Genomic DNA, 17,834 nt, shown 5'->3' on the forward strand with positions numbered 1-17,834 from the left:
TCCGCCGTCCCGACGGGAGCCACATCGTGCCCCAGCCCCACCTTCGTACCGTCGTCGTGCTCGCCGCCGGTGAGGGCAAGCGGATGAAGTCGACACTGCCCAAGGTGCTGCACCCCCTGCTCGGTCGTACCCTCCTGGGCCACGTGCTGAGCGCGGCCGCGCCGCTGTCCGCGGACCGCACCGTCGTGGTGGTGGGCCACGGCGCTGACCAGGTCCGTGGCCACCTGGACGAGATCGCCCCGGACGCCACTCCCGTGCTCCAGGCCGAGCAGCTCGGCACCGGCCACGCCGTACGGATCGCGTTGGAGGCCGTCCCCGAGGGCGCCGGCACCGTCGTGGTGATCAACGGGGACGTGCCGCTGCTGCGCCCCGAGACGGTGGGCGCGCTGGTGACCGCGCACGAGGAAGCCGCCGCCGCGGCGACGGTGCTGGCCGCCGAGGTGCCCGACCCGACCGGCCTCGGGCGCATCGTCCGGGACGCCGACGGGCGGCTGGAGCAGATCGTCGAGGAGCGCGACGCCGACGCGACGCAGCGCGCGATCCGGGAAATCAACGCCGGGATCTACGCGTTCGACGCGGTGCGGTTGCGGGACGCGCTCGGCAAGCTCTCCACCGACAACGACCAGGGCGAGGAGTACCTGACCGACGTGTTCGGCCTGCTCCGCTCGGCCGGGGAGCCGGTCGCGGTGCACGTCGCCGGCGACCACGTCGAGACGTTGGGCTGCAACGACCGGGTGGAGCTGGCGTCGCTGCGGCGTCTGCTGCGCGACCGGGTGAACGAGGCGTGGATGCGCACCGGCGTGAGCCTGCTCGACCCGGCGACCACCTGGATCGACGTGACCGTGGCGCTGGACCGCGACGCCGTGGTCGACCAGAACACCCAGCTGCGCGGCGGCACCGTCGTCGGCTCCGGCGCGCTGATCGGTCCGGACGTCACGCTCGTCGACACCGTCGTCGGCCCGGGGGCGTCCGTGGTCCGCAGCCACGCCGTCGGCGCCGAGGTCGGCGAGGGCGCCAGCGTGGGGCCGTACGCGTACCTGCGCCCGGCGGCGCGACTGGCCGACAAGGCGAAGGTCGGCACGTTCGTCGAGGTGAAGAACTCGCAGATCGGCGCCGGTTCGAAGGTGCCGCACCTGACGTACGTCGGCGACGCGACGATCGGTGAGCAGACCAACATCGGTGCCGCCTCGGTCTTCGTGAACTACGACGGGGTCAACAAGCACCGCACGGTGATCGGCAGCCACGCCCGCACGGGCGCGGACAACATGTTCGTGGCGCCGGTCGAGGTCGGCGACGGCGCGTACACGGCGGCCGGCTCGGTGATCGTGGACGACGTGCCGGCGGGCGCGATGGGTGTGGCCCGGGCGCGCCAGCGCAACATCGAGGGCTGGGTGGTGAAGCGGCGGGCCGGCACGGCAGCGGCCGAGGCCGCGCAGCGGGCCGGCGACGCGAAGGGTGCGTCGGAGGTGGCCGGCGCCGCAAGCGACAGTGAGGCAATGCACGGGCGGGCCGAGACGGTGGGCGGTACGTCCGGCGCGGGAGATACTGCAACCGATTAGTCCCCGACCCACCACCACCGGGCCGGGTACCGCCGACAAACGGGAGCAGACGGGCCCATGGGCAGCATCGTCGCCGAAAACCGCAAAAGCCTGATGCTCTTCTCCGGACGGGGTTTTCCGGAGCTGGCCAAGGAGATCGGCGAGGTGCTCGGCGTGGCGCCGACGCCGGCCGACGCGTACGAGTTCGCCAACGGCGAGATCTTCGTACGCTTCAAGGACTCGGTGCGTGGTTCGGACGCCTTCGTGGTGCAGTCCGTGACGCACGGGGTGAACACCTGGGTCATGGAGACCCTGATCATGGTGGACGCGCTGAAGCGGGGCTCCGCCAAGCGGATCACCGTGGTGTTGCCGTTCTACCCGTACGCGCGGCAGGACAAGAAGCACCGTGGTCGGGAGCCGATCTCGGCCCGGCTCGTGGCGGACCTGTTGAAGACCGCCGGTGCGAACCGGATCCTCACCGTCGACCTGCACACCGCGCAGATCCAGGGCTTCTTCGACGGCCCGGTGGACCACCTCTTCGCCATGGACATCCTGGCGGAGTACGTGGAACACAAGTACGCCGGCCGGCCGATGACGGTGGTGGCACCGGACTCGGGGCGGGTACGGGTGGCCGAGCGGTGGACCGACCGGTTGGGCGGCTGCCCGCTGGCGTTCATCCACAAGACCCGTGACCCGATGAAGCCGAACCAGGTGGTGGCGAACCGGGTGGTCGGCGAGGTCGAGGGCCGGGTCTGCCTGATCGTGGACGACATGATCGACACCGGTGGCACGATCGCCAAGGCGGCGGACATCCTCAAGGAGTCCGGTGCGGCGGAGATCGTGGTCGCCTCCACCCACGCGCTGCTGTCCGACCCGGCGACCGAGCGGCTCAAGAACAGCTCGATCAGCGAGATCGTGGTGACCAACACCCTGCCGTTGCCGCCGGAGAAGCAGCTCGACAAGCTGACCGTGCTGTCGATCGCGCCGCTGCTGGCGCGGGCGATCCGGGAGGTGTTCGACGACGGCTCGGTGACCACCCTCTTCGGTGGCCTGAGCTGAGCTGAGCGCGGGGCCCCGTTTCCGCCAGTCGCGCGCGCAGACGGGGACGGGCTGACAAGATGGTCGAAACGGGGCTGGCGCGCTGGCGGGAACACCGCCGGCGCGCCGGCCTGGAGCTGTGACCGGGGACTGCCGGAAACCTTGGAATCCGCTCGGGTAGACTGGTGCGGTTGCCACGGCGAGGGTGCCCGGCGGGCCGCTGAATAAGCGCCGCACGGAGGCACCGTCATCGACGCGGTGCTCCGGGCAGTCGTTCATGACGCATGAGCCCCAGCGAGCCCCTCGCCCCAGCACCGCCAGACGACAAGCCGCCGCAGCGAAAAGCATCAGGAGTTTCCCCGTGTCCGAGGTAAAGATCAGCGCCGAGCCCCGTACCGAGTTCGGCAAGGGTGGTGCCCGCCGTACCCGCCGGGCCGGCAAGGTGCCAGCCGTGCTGTACGGCCACGGCGAGAAGCCCAAGCACATCGCGCTGCCGTCGCGTGAGTTCGCCGCGGCGATCCGCAAGGGCGGTGCCAACCAGCTCTTCGCGATCGACATCACCGACGGCACCCAGGTGCTGGCGCTTCCGAAGGCGATCCAGCGTGACCCGATCAAGGACACCTTCGAGCACGTCGACCTGCTCCTGGTCCGGCGCGGCGAGAAGGTCACCGTCGAGGTTCCGGTCCAGCTGACCGGTGACGCCGCACGGGACACCCTGATCGTCCACGACCACGACACCCTCTCGGTGACCGCCGACGCCACCAAGGTGCCGGACCACCTCGAGGCGTCGATCGAGGGCCTGGAGGCCGGTTCCCAGGTGACCGCCGGCGACGTGCAGCTGCCGGCCGGTGTCGAGCTGGTGGGCGACTCGGACCAGATGGTCGCCTCGGTGACCGCCGCCCCGACCGCCGAGCAGCTCGAGGCGACGCTGCCCGAGGTCGAGACCGCCACCGACGAGGCCGAGGCCGAGGTCGGCGAGGGCACCGAGGGTTCCGAGGGCGCGGACGCCGCCCCGGCCGCCGAGGGCGACGAGGCGCGCACCGAGGCCTGATCGGTTCGTACTCTGCTGGCAGGCGTCCCCGAGCGTTCGGGGGCGCCTGCCGGCGTATCGGGAGTCGGTGGAAGGGACGGGTCGTGACGGACGAGGCGGGGCCGTGGCTGGTCGTCGGCCTGGGAAACCCGGGCCGGGAGTACGCCGGGAACCGGCACAACGTCGGGTTCATGGTGGCCGACCTGTTGGCCGGTCGGGTGAGCGCGCGGTTCGGGCGGCACAAGCGGGCGGTCGCCGAGGTGGCCGAGGGGCGGCTGGGCTTCGGTGGTCCGAAGCTGGTGCTGACCAAGCCGCTGACGTACATGAACCTCTCCGGCGGGCCGGTGGCCGCGCTGGCGCAGTTCTACAAGGTGCCGCCGGCGCAGGTGATCGCCGTGCACGACGAACTGGACATCGGCTTCGGCCAGGTGCGGGTCAAGTGCGGCGGCGGTGAGGGCGGGCACAACGGTCTGCGCTCGATGTCGAAGTCGTTGGGGACGAAGGACTACGTCCGGGTGCGGTTCGGCGTGGGCCGGCCGCCGGGGCGGCAGGACCCGGCCGATTACGTGCTGTCGGATTTCGGCACCACGGAGCGCAAGGAGCTGGATTTCCTGGTGGACCGTGCTGCCGACGTCGTGGAGTCGGTGATCCTCAAGGGCGTGGAGCCCACCCAGAACCTCTACCACGGCGTCTGAGCCGGGCGGGGCGTACCGGATCCGCAGCAATGGGCGGTAGTCTGCGCCTTTTGGCGGGCCGCGGCCGGGGAGTGCCTCGCGTGGGGCGTCCGTGCGGGCACGGGCCGCGGCGAGGTGACGGGAGCGGACACAGATGGGCAGTCCTCCGATGATCGACGGCGCGTTCGCCCGGTGGTTGGCGGCCCGGGCCGGTCAGGCGTTGCTCGACCTGCGTACGGAGTTGGGCTTCACCGACCCCGGCGCGCTCAAGTCGGCAGGGGACAAGGTGTCACACGACCTGATCCGCACCGAGTTGGCGAAGTGGCGGCCGGGCGACGCGGTGCTCTCCGAGGAGGATGAGGGGTCGCGGCTGGCCTGGGCGGCGGAGGTCAACACCGAGGCGGTGTCGCGGCTGGCCGCGGACCGGGTGTGGATCGTCGACCCGTTGGACGGCACCCGGGAGTTCTCCGAGGAGGGCCGCTCGGACTGGGCGGTGCACATCGCGCTCTGGGCGCGCAACGCGCCGAGTCCGCACGGGCTGGTTGCCGGGGCGGTGGGGCTGCCGGCGCAGCACCGGGTGCTGGGCACGGACTACCCGCCGGCGTACCCGCCGATGACCGTGGAGGCGGCCACGGCCGGTACGCGGGTGATCCGGTTGGCGGCGAGCCGGAGCCGGCCGCCGGTGTTCCTCACCGACCTCGCCGAGGACGTGGGGGCGAAGTTGGTGCCGATGGGTTCGGCCGGAGCCAAGATCGCCGCAGTGGTCACCGGGGAGGTCGACGCGTACATCCACGCCGGCGGCCAGTACGAGTGGGACTCGGCGGCGCCCGTCGCTGTGGCGACGGCCACCGGACTGCACGCTTCCCGGATCGATGGTTCTGCGCTGAAATACAACGAGGCGGATCCACGCCTGCCGGACCTGCTGGTCTGTCGCAAGGATCTCGCCACCCGGTTGCTTGCAGCGCTGCAGAGACATTCCGGGTAGCCTGAGCGGACTTTCTTGACATGCCCGACCGGAAAGGTCTGGAAATCGGATGAGCGAGCGAATCGAGCCGGTGTCATGACCACCCCCGCCGCCTACCGGGTCTCCCACCTGGACGCCCTGGAGGCGGAGAGCATCTTCGTGATGCGCGAGGTGGTCGCCGAGATGGAACGCCCGGTGCTGCTCTTCTCCGGCGGCAAGGACTCGATCGTCATGCTGCGCCTGGCGCAGAAGGCGTTCGCCCCGGCCAACATCCCCTTTCCCGTGATGCACGTCGACACCGGGCACAACTTCCCCGAGGTGCTCGAGTACCGCGACCAGCGGGTCGCCGAGCTGGGTTTGCAGCTCGTCGTGGCGAGCGTGCCGGAGGCCCTGGCCAGCGGCATGGTCCGGGAGTCCGGCGACGGGATGCGCAACCGGATCCAGACGCCGGTGCTGCTGGACGCCGTCGAGAAGCACCGCTTCGACGCGCTGTTCGGCGGTGCCCGCCGGGACGAGGAGAAGGCCCGCGCCAAGGAGCGGGTGTTCAGCTTCCGCGACGAGTTCGGCCAGTGGGATCCGAAGAACCAGCGGCCGGAGCTGTGGTCGCTGTACAACGGCCGGCACCACCCGGGCGAGTCGATCCGGGTCTTCCCGCTGTCCAACTGGACCGAGCTGGACGTGTGGCACTACATCGCCCGCGAACGCATCCCACTGCCGTCGATCTACTACGCCCACGAGCGTGAGGTGATCGAACGGGACGGGATGTACTACGCGGTCAACGAGTTCTTCCGCCCCCGCGCGGGTGAGGAACGGTTCAAGGCGCAGGTGCGGTACCGCACCGTCGGCGACGCCTCCTGCACCGCCGCTGTCCGCTCCGACGCGGACACCGTCGAGAAGGTCATCGAGGAGGTCGCCGCCACCCGGATCACCGAGCGTGGGGCGACCCGCGGTGACGACCGGGTCAGCGAGGCCGCCATGGAGGACCGCAAGCGGGAGGGCTACTTCTGATGACCACCGAGATCGCGGCCCCGCCGGCCGAGGCCCGACCCATGGACCTGCTGCGCTTCGCCACCGCCGGCAGCGTCGACGACGGCAAGTCGACACTCATCGGGCGGCTGCTCTACGACACCAAGTCGCTCTTCACCGACCAGTTGGCCGCCGTGGAGGCTGTCAGCGCGGCCCGCGGCGACGAGTACACCAACCTGGCGCTGCTCACCGACGGCCTGCGCGCCGAGCGGGAGCAGGGCATCACCATCGACGTGGCGTACCGGTACTTCGCCACGCCCCGGCGCAAGTTCATCATCGCCGACACCCCGGGGCACATCCAGTACACCCGCAACATGGTCACCGGGGCGTCCACCGCCGACCTGGCGTTGATCCTGGTGGACGCCCGCAAGGGACTGGTCGAGCAGTCCCGCCGCCACGCGTTCCTCTGCTCCCTGCTGCGGGTGCCGCACCTGGTCCTCTGCGTCAACAAGATGGACCTGGTCGACTGGTCGCAGGATGTGTACGAACGCATCGCCGACGAGTTCACCGCGTTCGCCGCGAAGCTCGACGTACCGGACCTGACAGTCGTGCCGATCTCCGCGCTGCGCGGCGACAACATCGTCGCCCGCTCGGAGAACATGCCGTGGTACGAGGGTCCGTCGCTGCTGCACCACCTGGAGCGGGTGCACATCGCCAGCGACCGCAACCTCGTCGACGTCCGGTTCCCGGTGCAGTACGTGATCCGTCCACAGTCCACGACCGTCACCGACTACCGCGGCTACGCCGGTCAGGTCGCCTCCGGTGTGCTCAAGCCGGGCGACGAGGTGATGGTGCTGCCGTCCGGCTTCTCCAGCCGGATCGCCGCGGTGGAGACCGCCGACGGGCCGGTCGCGGAGGCGTTCCCGCCGATGTCGGTGACGGTACGACTGGCCGACGAGATCGACATCTCCCGAGGTGACCTGATCTGCCGTCCGAACAACGCGCCGGCGGTGGCCCAGGACATCGAGGCGATGGTGTGCTGGATGGACGAGACCGCCCCGTTGCGAGTCGGCGGCCGGTACGCGATCAAGCACACCACCCGCTCGGCGCGGGCCATCGTGCGCGGATTGCACTACCGACTGGACATCAACTCTCTGCACCGCGACGAGTCGGCGGACGAGCTGCGGCTCAACGAGATCGGCCGGGTGCGGCTGCGGACGACGGTGCCGCTGCTGGCCGACGAGTACCGGCGCAACCGCACCACCGGAGGCTTCGTCATCATCGACGAGACCACCAACCGCACAGTAGGCGCCGCCATGATCGTAGAAGCCAGCTAACGACACGCCACAGGCCCGGCCGCCCGGCGCTGCCCCGTCCCGGCCGCCGCCCCACCCCGCCCCGCCCCCGTCCCGCGCCTGCCCCGCCAAGATCGTGCTCGATCCATGACGTAGTGGCCTCCCCCTCCGGGGAGGCCACTACTTCCATGAACAAGCACGATCTCCAGCCCTCACCCTCGACCCCCCAACCCCCCACCCCCGACCCCGCCCGGTGATCAAGAGGCTTGCGTCAGGGCGAGCCCGGATTCTGACGCGAACCTCTTGATCACGGTGGGGGTGTGGGTGTGGGTTGGGGGGGTCAGGGGAGGCGGGTTGCGCCGGGGGAGGGGAGGACCGTGAGGGTGTTCGGGGGGGTGAAGTTCCGCTGGGCGTAGGCGGCCGTGACGGCTGCGGCCACCGCGTCGGACCGGCCGGTCTCGACCAGGGCCAGGACGCAACCGCCGAAGCCGCCGCCGGTCATCCGCGCACCGAGCGCGCCGGCCGCCAGCGCCGCCTCGACGGCCGTGTCGACCTCCGGGACGGTGATCTCGAAATCGTCGCGCATCGAGACGTGCGAGGCGGTGAGCAGCGGGCCGATGTCCCGTACGCGGCCCGCGCGCAGCAGCGCCACCGTGTCCAGCACACGCTGGTCCTCGGTGACCACGTGCCGGACGCGGCGTCGGGTCTCCTCGTCGTCGAGGCGGGCCAGCGCGGCGTCGAGCTGGTCGACTGTCACGTCCCGCAGCGCGGGTACGCCGAGCGCCTCCGCGCCCGCCTCGCAGGACCGGCGGCGGGCCGCGTACTCGCCGTCGGCGTGCCGGTGTGGCGCCCGACTGTCGACGACAAGTACGGCCAGGCCGGCGGCGTCCAGGTCGAAGGGGATGTGCTCGACGGACTCGTCACGGCAGTCCAGGAAGAGCGCGTGCCCGGCCCGGCAGCGGATCGACGCGGACTGGTCCATGATCCCGGTCGGGGCGCCGACGTAGACGTTCTCGGCCCGCTGGGCCAGTCGCGGTAGCCGTTCGGCGGGCAGGTCCAGCCCACCGAGGTCGAGCAGGGCGGCGAGGACTGCCGACTCCAGGGCGGCCGAGGACGACAGGCCCGAGCCCAGCGGCACGTCGGACGCGATGGCCAGCCGGGCACCGGGCACGGCGTGGCCGGCGTCGCGCAGCGCCCAGACCACCCCTGCCACGTACGCGCCCCAGCCGGTGACCCGGCCCGGCTCGGCCACGTCGTCCGCGCCGAAGGTGATCGTCTCGTCGGACAGCTCGGACCAGACAGTCCACCGCTCGCCGTCCTGCCGGTCGGCGGCGACCACGGTCCGCAGCGGCAGCGCGAACGGCAGCACGAACCCGTCGTTGTAGTCGGTGTGCTCGCCGATCAGGTTGACCCGACCGGGGGCTGCCCAGCGGCCGGCCGCGTCGGCGCCGTATCGGTGGGTGAAACCCTCGGCTGCCCGCTGGGCGACGTCACCGGTCATGACTGCTCCAGGACGTGCGCGCGGTAGAACGCCCAGGCGTCGCCGACCATGTCGTGCAGGGTGGGCTTCTGCGGCAGCCAGCCCAGTTCGTCGCGGGCCAGCGCGGAGGAGGCGACGAGTTCGGCCGGGTCGCCTTCGCGGCGCGGGGCCACCTCGACGGGGAGTTGGTGCCCGGTGACCTCGCGGACCACGTCGACGACCTGGCGGTTGGTGAAGCCGTTGCCGTTGCCCAGGTTGTAGATGCGGTGCTGGCCGGCGGTGGCGGCGTCCAACGCCAGCAGGTGGGCGCGGGCGAGGTCGGCAACGTGGATGTAGTCGCGGACGCAGGTGCCGTCCACCGTGGGGTAGTCGTCGCCGAAGAGTTGGAGCTTGTCGCGCCGGCCGGCGGCGACCTCCAGCGCGATCGGGATCAGATGTGTCTCGGGGTCGTGCCGTTCGCCGAGCGGGACGTCGCCGTCGAGGTACGCGCCGGCCACGTTGAAGTAGCGCAGGGAGACGGCGGCGAGTCCGTGCGCGACCGCCTCGGAGGTGAGCACCATGTCGGCGGCGAGTTTGGTGGCGCCGTACGTGTTGGTGGGCGCCTTGACGGCGGTCTCCGGGATGGGCAGTTCGGTGGGGTTGCCGTAGACGGCGGCGGTGGAGGAGAAGACCATCCGGGGCACCCGGGCGGCCCGGACGGCGTCGATCAGGGCGAGCGTGCCGACTGTGTTGTTCTGCCAGTACAGCTCGGGCTTGACCATCGATTCGCCGGCGGCGATCAGGGCGGCGAAGTGCAGCACCCCGTCGAAGCCGGCGTCGGGGGTGACGATCCGGGCGGCGTCGTGGACGGACGCCTCGACATGGGTGGCGTCGGGGGCGAGTGCCGCGCGGTGGCCGGTACGCAGGTCGTCGAGGACGACGACCTCGTGCCCCGCGTCCAGCAGCATCCGGGTCACCACGCTGCCGATGAAGCCGGCGCCCCCGGTGACGAGCAGTTTCACGTCGTTGCCTCCTGATTCGACCCCGCCCGGGGCTGGCCCTTCGGTGATCACCCTACGGCTGTGGCGGCACCCCGACCGATCGTGCCGCCATCGGCATTCCATCATAATCCTTCAGGTTCGAACAGACTCGCACAATGCCGGTGGGGTGGGCCAACGGTGTCTACCATCTCTGTCATGCGGGAAGCGGCCCGTGACGGGCTCCGGCGACGCGTGCGGGGGCGACCCCGCCGCGACCCCGGCCCGCTCGCCCGGGCCGTCGCCCGGATGCTGGTCCGCACCGCCGACGGGGCCAGCCGCCTCGTCACCGACCTGCTCGGCGCCGGCCCGGCGGCCGGCCGGGAACGCATCTCCGAAGCCGAACTGCGGGACCTCGTCGCCGCGAACACCGTGCTGGACCCGGACGAGCGGCGGATCATCGACGAGGTCCTGGTGGCCGGCGCGAGCCTCGTCCGCGAGGTGATGATGCCCCGCACCGAGGTGGTCTTCCTCCCCGCCCGGCTGACCATCTCCGAGGCCGCCCGACTGGTCCGCGCCGAGACGCACACCCGCTACCCGGTCACCGACGGCACCCACGACGACGTGGTGGGCTTCGTGCACCTACGGGACCTGCTGCTGCGCCCGGACGTGGACCCGTGCGCCACCGTCGGCCAGCTGACCCGCGAGGTGAAGCGGCTGCCCGGCAGCAAGCGGGTGCTGGCCGCGCTGACCGAGATGCGCCGCGAGGGCCAGCACCTGGCGGTGGTGGTCGACGAGTACGGCGGCACCGCCGGGATCGTCACCCTGGAGGACCTGATCGAGGAGTTGGTCGGCGAGATCCACGACGAGTACGACGCCGCCCCCGATCCGGTGCACGCCGGCCTGCCCGCCGTGGTGGACGGACGGCTCAACCTGTCCGACTTCGCCGAGCGGACCGGGGTGGCGCTGCCCGTCGGGCCGTACGAGACGGTGGGTGGCTTCGTGATGGCCGCGCTGGGGCGGCTGCCGGTGACCGGCGACGAGGTGCCGGTGCCCGGTGAGCCGCTCGTCGCGGGCGATCCCGATCCGCCGGGCGGCTGGTCGTTGCGGGTGCTGGCGTTGGACGGGCGGCGGGTGGCACGCCTCGCGGTCGCCGCCGTTCGGGCGACGGACCAGCGGCAGGAGACCAACGGCGCGCAGCCCCGGGATCCGGTGGCCGGGCAGCGGCGCCGCGGCCCGGGCGTGCCGGCGCGCCCGCTCGACGCGGGGGAGCCGCACGAGGTCAGCGCCCCGGCACCGGCGGGCCGGGGGCGACCCGCCGGCCCGTCATGACGGACCGGGTTGCTTGCTGACAGAATTATCGCCATGTCCGACGTTCCCGCCCGTCCCCGCGTCTTCTCCGGCATCCAGCCGACGGCCGACTCGTTCCACCTCGGCAACTACCTCGGGGCGGTACGGCACTGGGTGGCCCTCCAGGAAACCCACGACGCGTTCTACTGCGTGGTGGACCTGCACGCCATCACGGCGGGGCACGACCCGGCGCTGCTGCGCCAGCGGACGAGGGTGGCCGCCGCCCAGCTCTTCGCTGTCGGCCTGGACCCGGACCGCAGCACCCTGTTCGTGCAGTCGCAGGTGCCCGAGCACCCGCAGCTGGCCTGGGTGCTCGGCTGCATCACCGGCTTCGGCGAGGCCAGCCGGATGACCCAGTTCAAGGACAAGTCGCAGAAGCAGGGCAACGAGCGGGCAAGCGTCGGGCTCTTCACCTACCCGATCCTGCAGGCCGCCGACATCCTGCTCTACCAGGCCAACGCGGTGCCGGTCGGCGAGGACCAGCGCCAGCACCTGGAGCTCTCCCGCGATCTGGCCCAGCGGTTCAACTCGCTGTTCGGCACGACGTTCACGGTTCCGGCGCCGCACATCGTGAAGGACACCGCGAAGATCACCGATCTCCAGGAGCCGACGGCGAAGATGTCCAAGTCGTCGTCCTCGCCGGCCGGCATCATCGACCTGTTGGACGACCCGGCCCGCTCGGCCAAGAAGATCCGCTCGGCGGTGACCGACACCGGCCGGGAGATCGTCTTCGACACCGAGACCAAGCCCGGTGTGTCGAACCTGCTGACCATCCACTCGGCGCTCAGCGGTCGGAGCATCGACGACCTGGTGGCCGCGTACGCCGGTCGCGGCTACGGCGACCTGAAGAAGGAGCTGGCCGAGGTGGTGGCGGAGTTCGTCCGCCCGATCCAGGAGCGCACCCGCACGTACCTCGACGACCCGGCGCAGCTGGACAAGCTGCTCGCCGCCGGCGCCGAGAAGGCCCGGGCGGTGGCCGGGCCGACGCTGCGGTCCGCGTACGAGCGGGTCGGGTTCTTCCCGCCGGTACGCGGCGAATAGCGCCGCGGGACGGGTGGGCGGGTCGGTGGCCGAGCAGGCGGCGCGGAGCGTGGATCGCAGTGGCGGGGTGCCGCACACCGGCGACACCATCCAGATCGGCATCGCGGTGGACATCCCGGAGCCGTGGGGTGGCCAGCTCACCCGGCGCCGGATCGAGGCCGGTGACCCGCTCGCCGTGCCCGCGCACGTGACGCTGCTCGGGCCGACCGAGATCCCGACGGCCAACCTGCCCGCCATCGAGCGGCACCTCGCCGAGGTCGCCGCCGCGCACCTGCCGTTCGCGCTGCACCTGCGGGGCACCGGCACGTTCCGCCCGGTGACGCAGGTGGTCTTCGTCGCGGTGGCCGCCGGGATCAGCGAATGTGAGCTGCTGGCCGCGGCCATCGCCGCCGCGCCGGGCCTGCACCGCCAGACCCGCTTCCCGTACCATCCGCACGTCACCGTCGCGCAGGACGTCGCGCCCGAGGCACTGGACAAGGCGTACGAGGATCTTGCCGACTTCTCGGCGATGTTCGAGGTCGACGCGTTCACCCTCTTCTCGCACAGCGGACAGGCCCGGTGGCAGCCACGTCGGGACTTCCGGCTCGGCGACTGAGCGGCCGGCGACGCGCCGATCGGCGAGCGTCGGCAGCCGGTTGCCACTACGGCGGTGGGAGATCGGCGAGGATGATCGCGTGAACGTGATCGGCCGGATCGAGGCGGGCATCGACCGCTGGGTGAGTGCCGCGCGCAGCCGATCCGGTCTCTTCGACCACGTGTGGCGCGCCGGCACGCTCTACGGCGAGCTGCTGGCCGGTCGACTGGCGGCGGCGATCGCCTACTACGGCTTCTTCGCGGTGTTCGCCCTCGCCCTGGTCGCGTACTCGATCTTCGGCGCGATCCTGGAGGACAACGACGAGGTCAGCGCGGCGGCGGCCGACTTCCTGAAGGAAAATCTGCCGTTCCTCGACGCGCAGCAGATCGCCAACTCCAGCGGCACCGTCGGGGTGGTCGGTCTGGTCATCCTGGTCTTCACCGGGATCGGCTGGGTCGAGGCGATCCGCTCCTCGCAGCGGCTCATGTACGCGCTCAACCAGCAGCCCGGCAACCTGGTGGTCCGACGACTCGTCGACCTCGGCGTGATGATCGGCGTCTTCGTGCTCCTCGGCGTCTCGGTGGCGGCCGTGGACGCGTTGGAATCACTGCTGCGTTTCCTGCTGCGCAGCACCGGATCGGTCGGACTGACCACGGTCAGCGCGGTGCTCAGCGTGCTGGTCAACGCGGTGCTCGCCACCGCGTTGCTGCTCGCGGTGCCCCGGCTGCGGATGAGCCGGTCCCGGCTGCGGCCGGTGGTGCTGCTGGTCGCGGTCGGCATCACCCTGCTCAACACCGTCGGCCGGTACTACGTGGTGCGCACCGAGCGGAATCCGGCGTACACGGTGGTGGCCGGCGCCGTCGGTCTGCTGCTCTACCTCTACCTGCTCAACCAGTTGGTGCTGTTCGGGGCCGCGCTGCTCGCGACCAGCACCAACGGGCGGGTGGTCGACCTGGCCGAGGGCGCCCCGGCGGCGACCATCGACGAGGACACCGATCCCGGAACGCCGGGCGGCGCTGGCTGATGGCGGAAGGTGCGCAGGTGCTGATCTCGGTCGACCCGGACTCGTCGGTGCCCCCGTACGAGCAGGTGCGTGTGCAGCTCGCCGAGTTGATCGGCGACGGCCGGCTCCCGGTGGGCAGTCGACTTCCCACCGTCCGGCAGCTCGCCGCCGACCTGCGGTTGGCCGCGAACACGGTGGCCCGGGCGTACCGCGAGCTGGAGGCGGCCGGTCTGCTGGAGACCCGGGGGCGCAACGGCACCTTCGTCGCCCCCGGGCGGGACGACGCCGTCGACCGGCTCCAGCGGGCGGCGGCCGGCTACGCGGCCGAGGCGGCCCGGCTGGGCGTACCGCCCGCCACCGCGCTCGCGCTGGTCCGTGCCGCCCTGGACGCGGCGCGCCCCGGCTGACCGCCCCGGATCCGCCGCCGGACGGGCGGTCCTGCGGCGAAACCGCGTCCGGCGCTCGCGTTCGCGTACATGATGAGCCGGTGGGCGCACTCATGACACTTGACCTGCCGGCGGACTCGCCGCTGCTCGGGCTTCCGTGGATCATCACCTTCGGTCCGCTCGGCGATCTCGACGAGTGGGAACCGGTGGTCTGCGGGCCGTACGAGCGACCGCACGCGCTGGCGCTGGCCGAGGCGGTGGTGGCCGACGAGCAGCTGATGGCGGTGGTGGAACCGCTGCTGCCGGCGTTGTCGGCCGACGAGATCCGCAGCGAGATCGCCGCCGCGCAGGTCGCCGCCGAGGACGAGGCCAGCCAGGTCGAGGGGGCCGACCTGTACGGCGACTTCGAGGACGTGATCGACGAGGAGTTGGACGCCGCCGCCGACGAGGCGGGCCACGGGGAGCCCGTCGAACCGCCGGACGCGGCTGAGGTACGCGCCGGCTTCACCCGGATCGCGGCGCTGCTCACCGCGAAGTGACCCCGGGACGGTCAGCGGGTGGGTGGGGTGTCGCGCACCCAGGTCGACGAGCCGTCGTACCTCGCGGTACCCACGTCGGCGGCGGCCCACACGCCGGCGCAGACGGACACCGGCGCCGCGCGGAGTAGAATCCGCGTGGCGCCGGCGCCACCTCACCCCCCACCACAAGGGGCCGGTAGCCCAGTCGCCCGTTGGCGCGGGGCACGACGGACGACCAGGTCGAGAACGGGTTACCCGCTCAGCGGCGTTCCAACCAGGCGGCGGCGTCGACCGGCAGCAGATGACCGGAGCCCTGCGCGGTGACGGTGTCGCTGGCGACGACCGGCTGGCCGTACCCGTCGATCAGGACCGGCGCCCCGCTGAGGTTGACCACGCAGGTCAGCACGGTTGCGCCGGCGGTTCGGGAGAAGGCGAGCACGCCGGGGCCGGTCTCCAGCCAGGTGACCCCGCCGGCGTCGACGGACAGCGCCGGATGCTCGCGGCGGATCCGCAGCGCGGCCCGGTACAGCTCCAGCGTCGAGCCGGGTACGCCGGTCTGCGCGGTGACGGACAGCGTCCGCCAGGTGGCGGGGGCGGGTAGCCAGCTCAGGTCGCTGCCGGCCGGTCCGAAGCCGTACGGGGCCAGCTCACCGGTCCACGGGATGGGCACCCGGCAGCCGTCGCGGCTCTCGCCGGTGCGCAGGAAGGCCGGGTCCTGGCGGAGTTCGTCGGGCAGGTCGAGCACCTCGGGCAGGCCCAGTTCCTCGCCCTGGTAGAGGTAGGCGCAGCCGGGCAGGGCGAGCATGAGCAGGCTTGCGGCGCGGGCCCGACGCAGACCCTCGACGCCGTCGCCGTAGCGGGTGACGTGGCGCTGTTTGTCGTGGTTGGACAACACCCAGGTGGTGGGTGCGCCGACCACCGCCGCCTCGGCGAGCGCGGTGTCGATCACCTTGCGGAACGAGTCGGCCGACCAGGTGGCGTCGAGGAAGTCGAAGCTGAACGCCTGGTGCAGTTCGTCCGGGCCGATGTAGCGGGCGAGCCGCTGCGGCGTCTCGGCCCACGCCTCGGCGACGGCCATCCGGCCGCCGGGGTAGCTGTCCAGGATGGGCCGCCAGGCGCGGTAGATCTCGTGCACCTCGTCCTGGTCGAAGTAGGGCAGGCGGCCCTTGCCGAGCAGTTCGACCTGGCGCTGGCCGGTCGTCATGGTGCTGAAGCCGACGTCCGGCAGCCCCTCGGCCTTGATCATGCCGTGGGCCACGTCGACGCGGAACCCGTCCACGCCCCGGTCCAGCCAGAACCTCAGCACGTCCTCGAACTCGGCGCGGACCTCCGGGTGGCGCCAGTTCAGGTCCGGCTGGGCCGGGTCGAACAGGTGCAGGTACCACTGGCCGTCGGCGACGCGGGTCCAGGCCGGGCCGCCGAAGATGCTCTCCCAGTCGTTCGGCGGCAGCTCGCCCCGCTCGCCCCGGCCGTCGGCGAAGAGGTAGCGGGCCCGCTGCGGTGACCCGGGGCCGGCGGCGAGGGCGTCGACGAACCAGCGGTGCGCGCTGGACGTGTGGTTGGGCACCAGGTCGACGATGATCCGCAGGCCGAGGGCGTGCGCGTCGGTGATCATGGCGTCGAAGTCGGTCAGGGTGCCGAACATCGGGTCGACGTCGCGGTAGTCGGCGACGTCGTAGCCGCCGTCGACCATGGGGGACGTGTAGAAGGGGGTCAGCCAGAGCGCGTCCACCCCGAGGTCGTGCAGGTACGGCAGGCGTTCCCGGATCCCCTGGAGGTCACCGACGCCGTCGCCGTCGCTGTCGGCGAAGCTGCGGACGTACACCTGGTAGACGACCGCGGCGCGCCACCAGTCGTCGGCGGGGTGGGTCGGGGTGGTGGTGCTTGCGGTCATCGGTTGACGTTCCCCGTCTGTCTCGTGCTCGGGCGCGACTGTCTGAGCAATATGCCGGCAGCGCCCTGCAAGAGTCAAGCAGATCTTGCGTAAGGGAATCGCACCGCGGCCGGGGCGACCGCCGTCGAACCGCGCACCACCAGCTCCGGACGGAACAGGTACTCGGAGTGCGGGGCACCGTGCCCGTTGATCTCGTCCACCAGGGCCCGGACGGCCGCGACCGCCATCGCGGGCACCGGCTGGCGCATGGTGGTCAGCGGCGGGTCGGTGAAGGCCATCAACGGCGAGTCGTCGTACCCGAGCACGGAGAGGTCACCAGGAACGGTCAGGCCGCGCTGGCGGGCCGCCCGGACCGCGCCGAGCGCCATCAGGTCCGAACCGCAGACCACGGCGGTGACGCCACGGTCGAGCAGCCGGCCGGCAGCCGCCTCGCCACCCTCCACACCGAACAGTGACAGCTCGGCGAGCGGGCCCAGGTCGGCCTCGGCCACGCCGGCCAGCCGGGTCATCGCGGCACGCCAGCCGGCCACCTTGCGCCGCACCGGGACGAACCGGTCCGGGCCGGTGATCAGGCCGATCCGCCGGTGGCCGAGTGCGACGAGGTGGGCCACGGCCAGTTCGGCGGCCTCGCGGTCGTCACAGGAGACGAAGGGCGCGCCGATGCCCGGCACGTACCCGTTGATCATGACGACCGGCAGCGGGCGGGCGATCAGCGCCCGGTAGCGGTCGTGGTTGGCGGCGGTGTCGGCGTGCAGGCCGGAGACGAAGACGATGCCGGAGACCTGCCGGTCCAGCAGCATCTCCACGTACTCGTCCTCGGTGACGCCACCGGCGGTCTGGGTGCAGAGCACCGGTGTGAACCCGCTCTGCGCCAGGGTCGACTCGATGACCTGGGCGAAGGCCGGGAAGATCGGGTTGTCCAGCTCGGGCACCACCAGGCCGACCAGTCCGGCGCTGCGTTTGCGCAGCCGGGCCGGGCGCTCGTAGCCGAGCACGTCGAGGGCGGTGAGGACGGCCTGGCGGGTCTCCGGGGCCACGCCGGGGCGGTCGTTGAGCACCCGCGACACCGTGGCCTCGCTGACTTCGGCCTGCTGGGCGATGTCGGACAGTCGAGCGCGCATGGCGGC

At 71.9% G+C, this 17,834-nt stretch carries 17 protein-coding genes; 13 read left to right on the top strand and 4 right to left on the bottom strand.

Annotated features, from left to right (window positions below; translation table 11 throughout):
* Positions 1-23 precede the first annotated feature (23 nt).
* The 7 genes from glmU to ABZS77_RS04730 all read left to right on the top strand — a co-directional run bounded on the left by glmU (position 24) and on the right by ABZS77_RS04730 (position 7,547).
* On the top strand, positions 24-1,559 hold the full coding sequence (glmU, locus tag ABZS77_RS04700) for a bifunctional UDP-N-acetylglucosamine diphosphorylase/glucosamine-1-phosphate N-acetyltransferase GlmU (protein ID WP_354819508.1): 1,536 nt from the start codon (positions 24-26) through the stop codon (positions 1,557-1,559).
* Positions 1,560-1,616: 57 nt separating this feature from the next.
* Entirely contained in the window at positions 1,617-2,597 is a 981-nt protein-coding gene (locus ABZS77_RS04705) for a ribose-phosphate diphosphokinase (RefSeq protein ID WP_030329105.1), read from the top strand.
* A 340-nt stretch (positions 2,598-2,937) separates the two neighbouring features.
* Positions 2,938-3,627 carry a 50S ribosomal protein L25/general stress protein Ctc gene (locus tag ABZS77_RS04710; RefSeq protein ID WP_354817250.1) on the top strand — a complete coding sequence of 230 codons (690 nt, stop codon included), beginning with the start codon at positions 2,938-2,940 and terminating at the stop codon, positions 3,625-3,627.
* A gap of 83 nt (positions 3,628-3,710) precedes the next feature.
* Entirely contained in the window at positions 3,711-4,301 is a 591-nt protein-coding gene (gene pth, locus ABZS77_RS04715) for an aminoacyl-tRNA hydrolase (protein ID WP_354817253.1), read from the top strand.
* Positions 4,302-4,434: 133 nt separating this feature from the next.
* A complete protein-coding gene (locus tag ABZS77_RS04720) occupies positions 4,435-5,265 on the top strand; it encodes an inositol monophosphatase family protein (RefSeq protein WP_354817256.1) in 831 nt (276 codons plus the stop codon).
* 75 nt (positions 5,266-5,340) lie between these two features.
* The gene (cysD, locus tag ABZS77_RS04725; protein ID WP_139584194.1) at positions 5,341-6,252 is read left to right on the top strand and encodes a sulfate adenylyltransferase subunit CysD; all 912 of its coding nucleotides are present in this window, start codon (positions 5,341-5,343) and stop codon (positions 6,250-6,252) included.
* Positions 6,252-7,547, top strand: a complete 1,296-nt coding sequence (locus ABZS77_RS04730; protein WP_354817259.1) for a GTP-binding protein — start codon at positions 6,252-6,254, stop codon at positions 7,545-7,547. The genes cysD and ABZS77_RS04730 overlap by 1 nt, the downstream gene beginning before the upstream one ends.
* Before the next feature lie 298 nt (positions 7,548-7,845).
* On the opposite strand, the gene galK is transcribed toward ABZS77_RS04730, so the two are convergent.
* Together galK and galE are read right to left on the bottom strand one after the other, a co-directional pair.
* Positions 7,846-9,006, bottom strand: coding sequence for a galactokinase (galK, locus tag ABZS77_RS04735; protein ID WP_354817262.1), 1,161 nt, complete (start codon positions 9,004-9,006; stop codon positions 7,846-7,848).
* On the bottom strand, positions 9,003-9,986 hold the full coding sequence (gene galE / locus ABZS77_RS04740) for a UDP-glucose 4-epimerase GalE (RefSeq protein WP_354817265.1): 984 nt from the start codon (positions 9,984-9,986) through the stop codon (positions 9,003-9,005). The genes galK and galE overlap by 4 nt, the downstream gene beginning before the upstream one ends.
* 264 nt (positions 9,987-10,250) lie before the next feature.
* Between galE and ABZS77_RS04745 the strand changes: the two genes are divergently transcribed.
* The 6 genes from ABZS77_RS04745 (at position 10,251) to ABZS77_RS04770 (ending at position 14,834) form a co-directional block, all read left to right on the top strand.
* A complete protein-coding gene (locus tag ABZS77_RS04745; RefSeq protein ID WP_354819511.1) occupies positions 10,251-11,273 on the top strand; it encodes a hemolysin family protein in 1,023 nt (340 codons plus the stop codon).
* 33 nt (positions 11,274-11,306) lie between these two features.
* Positions 11,307-12,332, top strand: coding sequence for a tryptophan--tRNA ligase (trpS, locus tag ABZS77_RS04750; protein WP_354817268.1), 1,026 nt, complete (start codon positions 11,307-11,309; stop codon positions 12,330-12,332).
* A gap of 25 nt (positions 12,333-12,357) precedes the next feature.
* Positions 12,358-12,927: a 2'-5' RNA ligase family protein gene (locus ABZS77_RS04755; RefSeq protein WP_354817271.1), complete on the top strand. Its 570-nt coding sequence runs from the start codon at positions 12,358-12,360 to the stop codon at positions 12,925-12,927.
* Between the two features lie 79 nt (positions 12,928-13,006).
* Positions 13,007-13,930: a YhjD/YihY/BrkB family envelope integrity protein gene (locus ABZS77_RS04760; RefSeq protein WP_354817274.1), complete on the top strand. Its 924-nt coding sequence runs from the start codon at positions 13,007-13,009 to the stop codon at positions 13,928-13,930.
* Positions 13,930-14,316, top strand: coding sequence for a GntR family transcriptional regulator (locus ABZS77_RS04765; protein ID WP_354817277.1), 387 nt, complete (start codon positions 13,930-13,932; stop codon positions 14,314-14,316). Before ABZS77_RS04760 ends, ABZS77_RS04765 begins: the two co-directional genes overlap by 1 nt.
* Before the next feature lie 80 nt (positions 14,317-14,396).
* A complete protein-coding gene (locus tag ABZS77_RS04770; RefSeq protein WP_354817280.1) occupies positions 14,397-14,834 on the top strand; it encodes a hypothetical protein in 438 nt (145 codons plus the stop codon).
* Between the two features lie 238 nt (positions 14,835-15,072).
* Here ABZS77_RS04770 and ABZS77_RS04775 read toward each other — a convergent pair whose 3' ends face one another.
* Both ABZS77_RS04775 and ABZS77_RS04780 read right to left on the bottom strand, forming a co-directional pair.
* A complete protein-coding gene (locus tag ABZS77_RS04775) occupies positions 15,073-16,707 on the bottom strand; it encodes a glycoside hydrolase family 13 protein (RefSeq protein WP_354817283.1) in 1,635 nt (544 codons plus the stop codon).
* A 74-nt stretch (positions 16,708-16,781) separates the two neighbouring features.
* Entirely contained in the window at positions 16,782-17,828 is a 1,047-nt protein-coding gene (locus tag ABZS77_RS04780; protein ID WP_354817286.1) for a LacI family DNA-binding transcriptional regulator, read from the bottom strand.
* Between the last annotated feature and the right edge of the window lie 6 nt (positions 17,829-17,834).

This window comes from Micromonospora sp. NPDC005298 (genome assembly GCF_040607375.1).
Lineage (GTDB): Bacteria > Actinomycetota > Actinomycetes > Mycobacteriales > Micromonosporaceae > Micromonospora.

Coding starts and splice junctions, on each gene's coding strand:
- ABZS77_RS04730 (WP_354817259.1), top strand. CDS start 6,252: ATGACCACCGAGATCGCGGCCCCGCCGGCCGAGGCCCGACCCATGGAC.
- ABZS77_RS04705 (WP_030329105.1), top strand. CDS start 1,617: ATGGGCAGCATCGTCGCCGAAAACCGCAAAAGCCTGATGCTCTTCTCC.
- trpS (WP_354817268.1), top strand. CDS start 11,307: ATGTCCGACGTTCCCGCCCGTCCCCGCGTCTTCTCCGGCATCCAGCCG.
- ABZS77_RS04780 (WP_354817286.1), bottom strand. CDS start 17,828: ATGCGCGCTCGACTGTCCGACATCGCCCAGCAGGCCGAAGTCAGCGAG.
- ABZS77_RS04765 (WP_354817277.1), top strand. CDS start 13,930: ATGGCGGAAGGTGCGCAGGTGCTGATCTCGGTCGACCCGGACTCGTCG.
- cysD (WP_139584194.1), top strand. CDS start 5,341: ATGACCACCCCCGCCGCCTACCGGGTCTCCCACCTGGACGCCCTGGAG.
- ABZS77_RS04775 (WP_354817283.1), bottom strand. CDS start 16,707: ATGACCGCAAGCACCACCACCCCGACCCACCCCGCCGACGACTGGTGG.
- ABZS77_RS04745 (WP_354819511.1), top strand. CDS start 10,251: ATGCTGGTCCGCACCGCCGACGGGGCCAGCCGCCTCGTCACCGACCTG.
- galK (WP_354817262.1), bottom strand. CDS start 9,006: ATGACCGGTGACGTCGCCCAGCGGGCAGCCGAGGGTTTCACCCACCGA.
- ABZS77_RS04720 (WP_354817256.1), top strand. CDS start 4,435: ATGGGCAGTCCTCCGATGATCGACGGCGCGTTCGCCCGGTGGTTGGCG.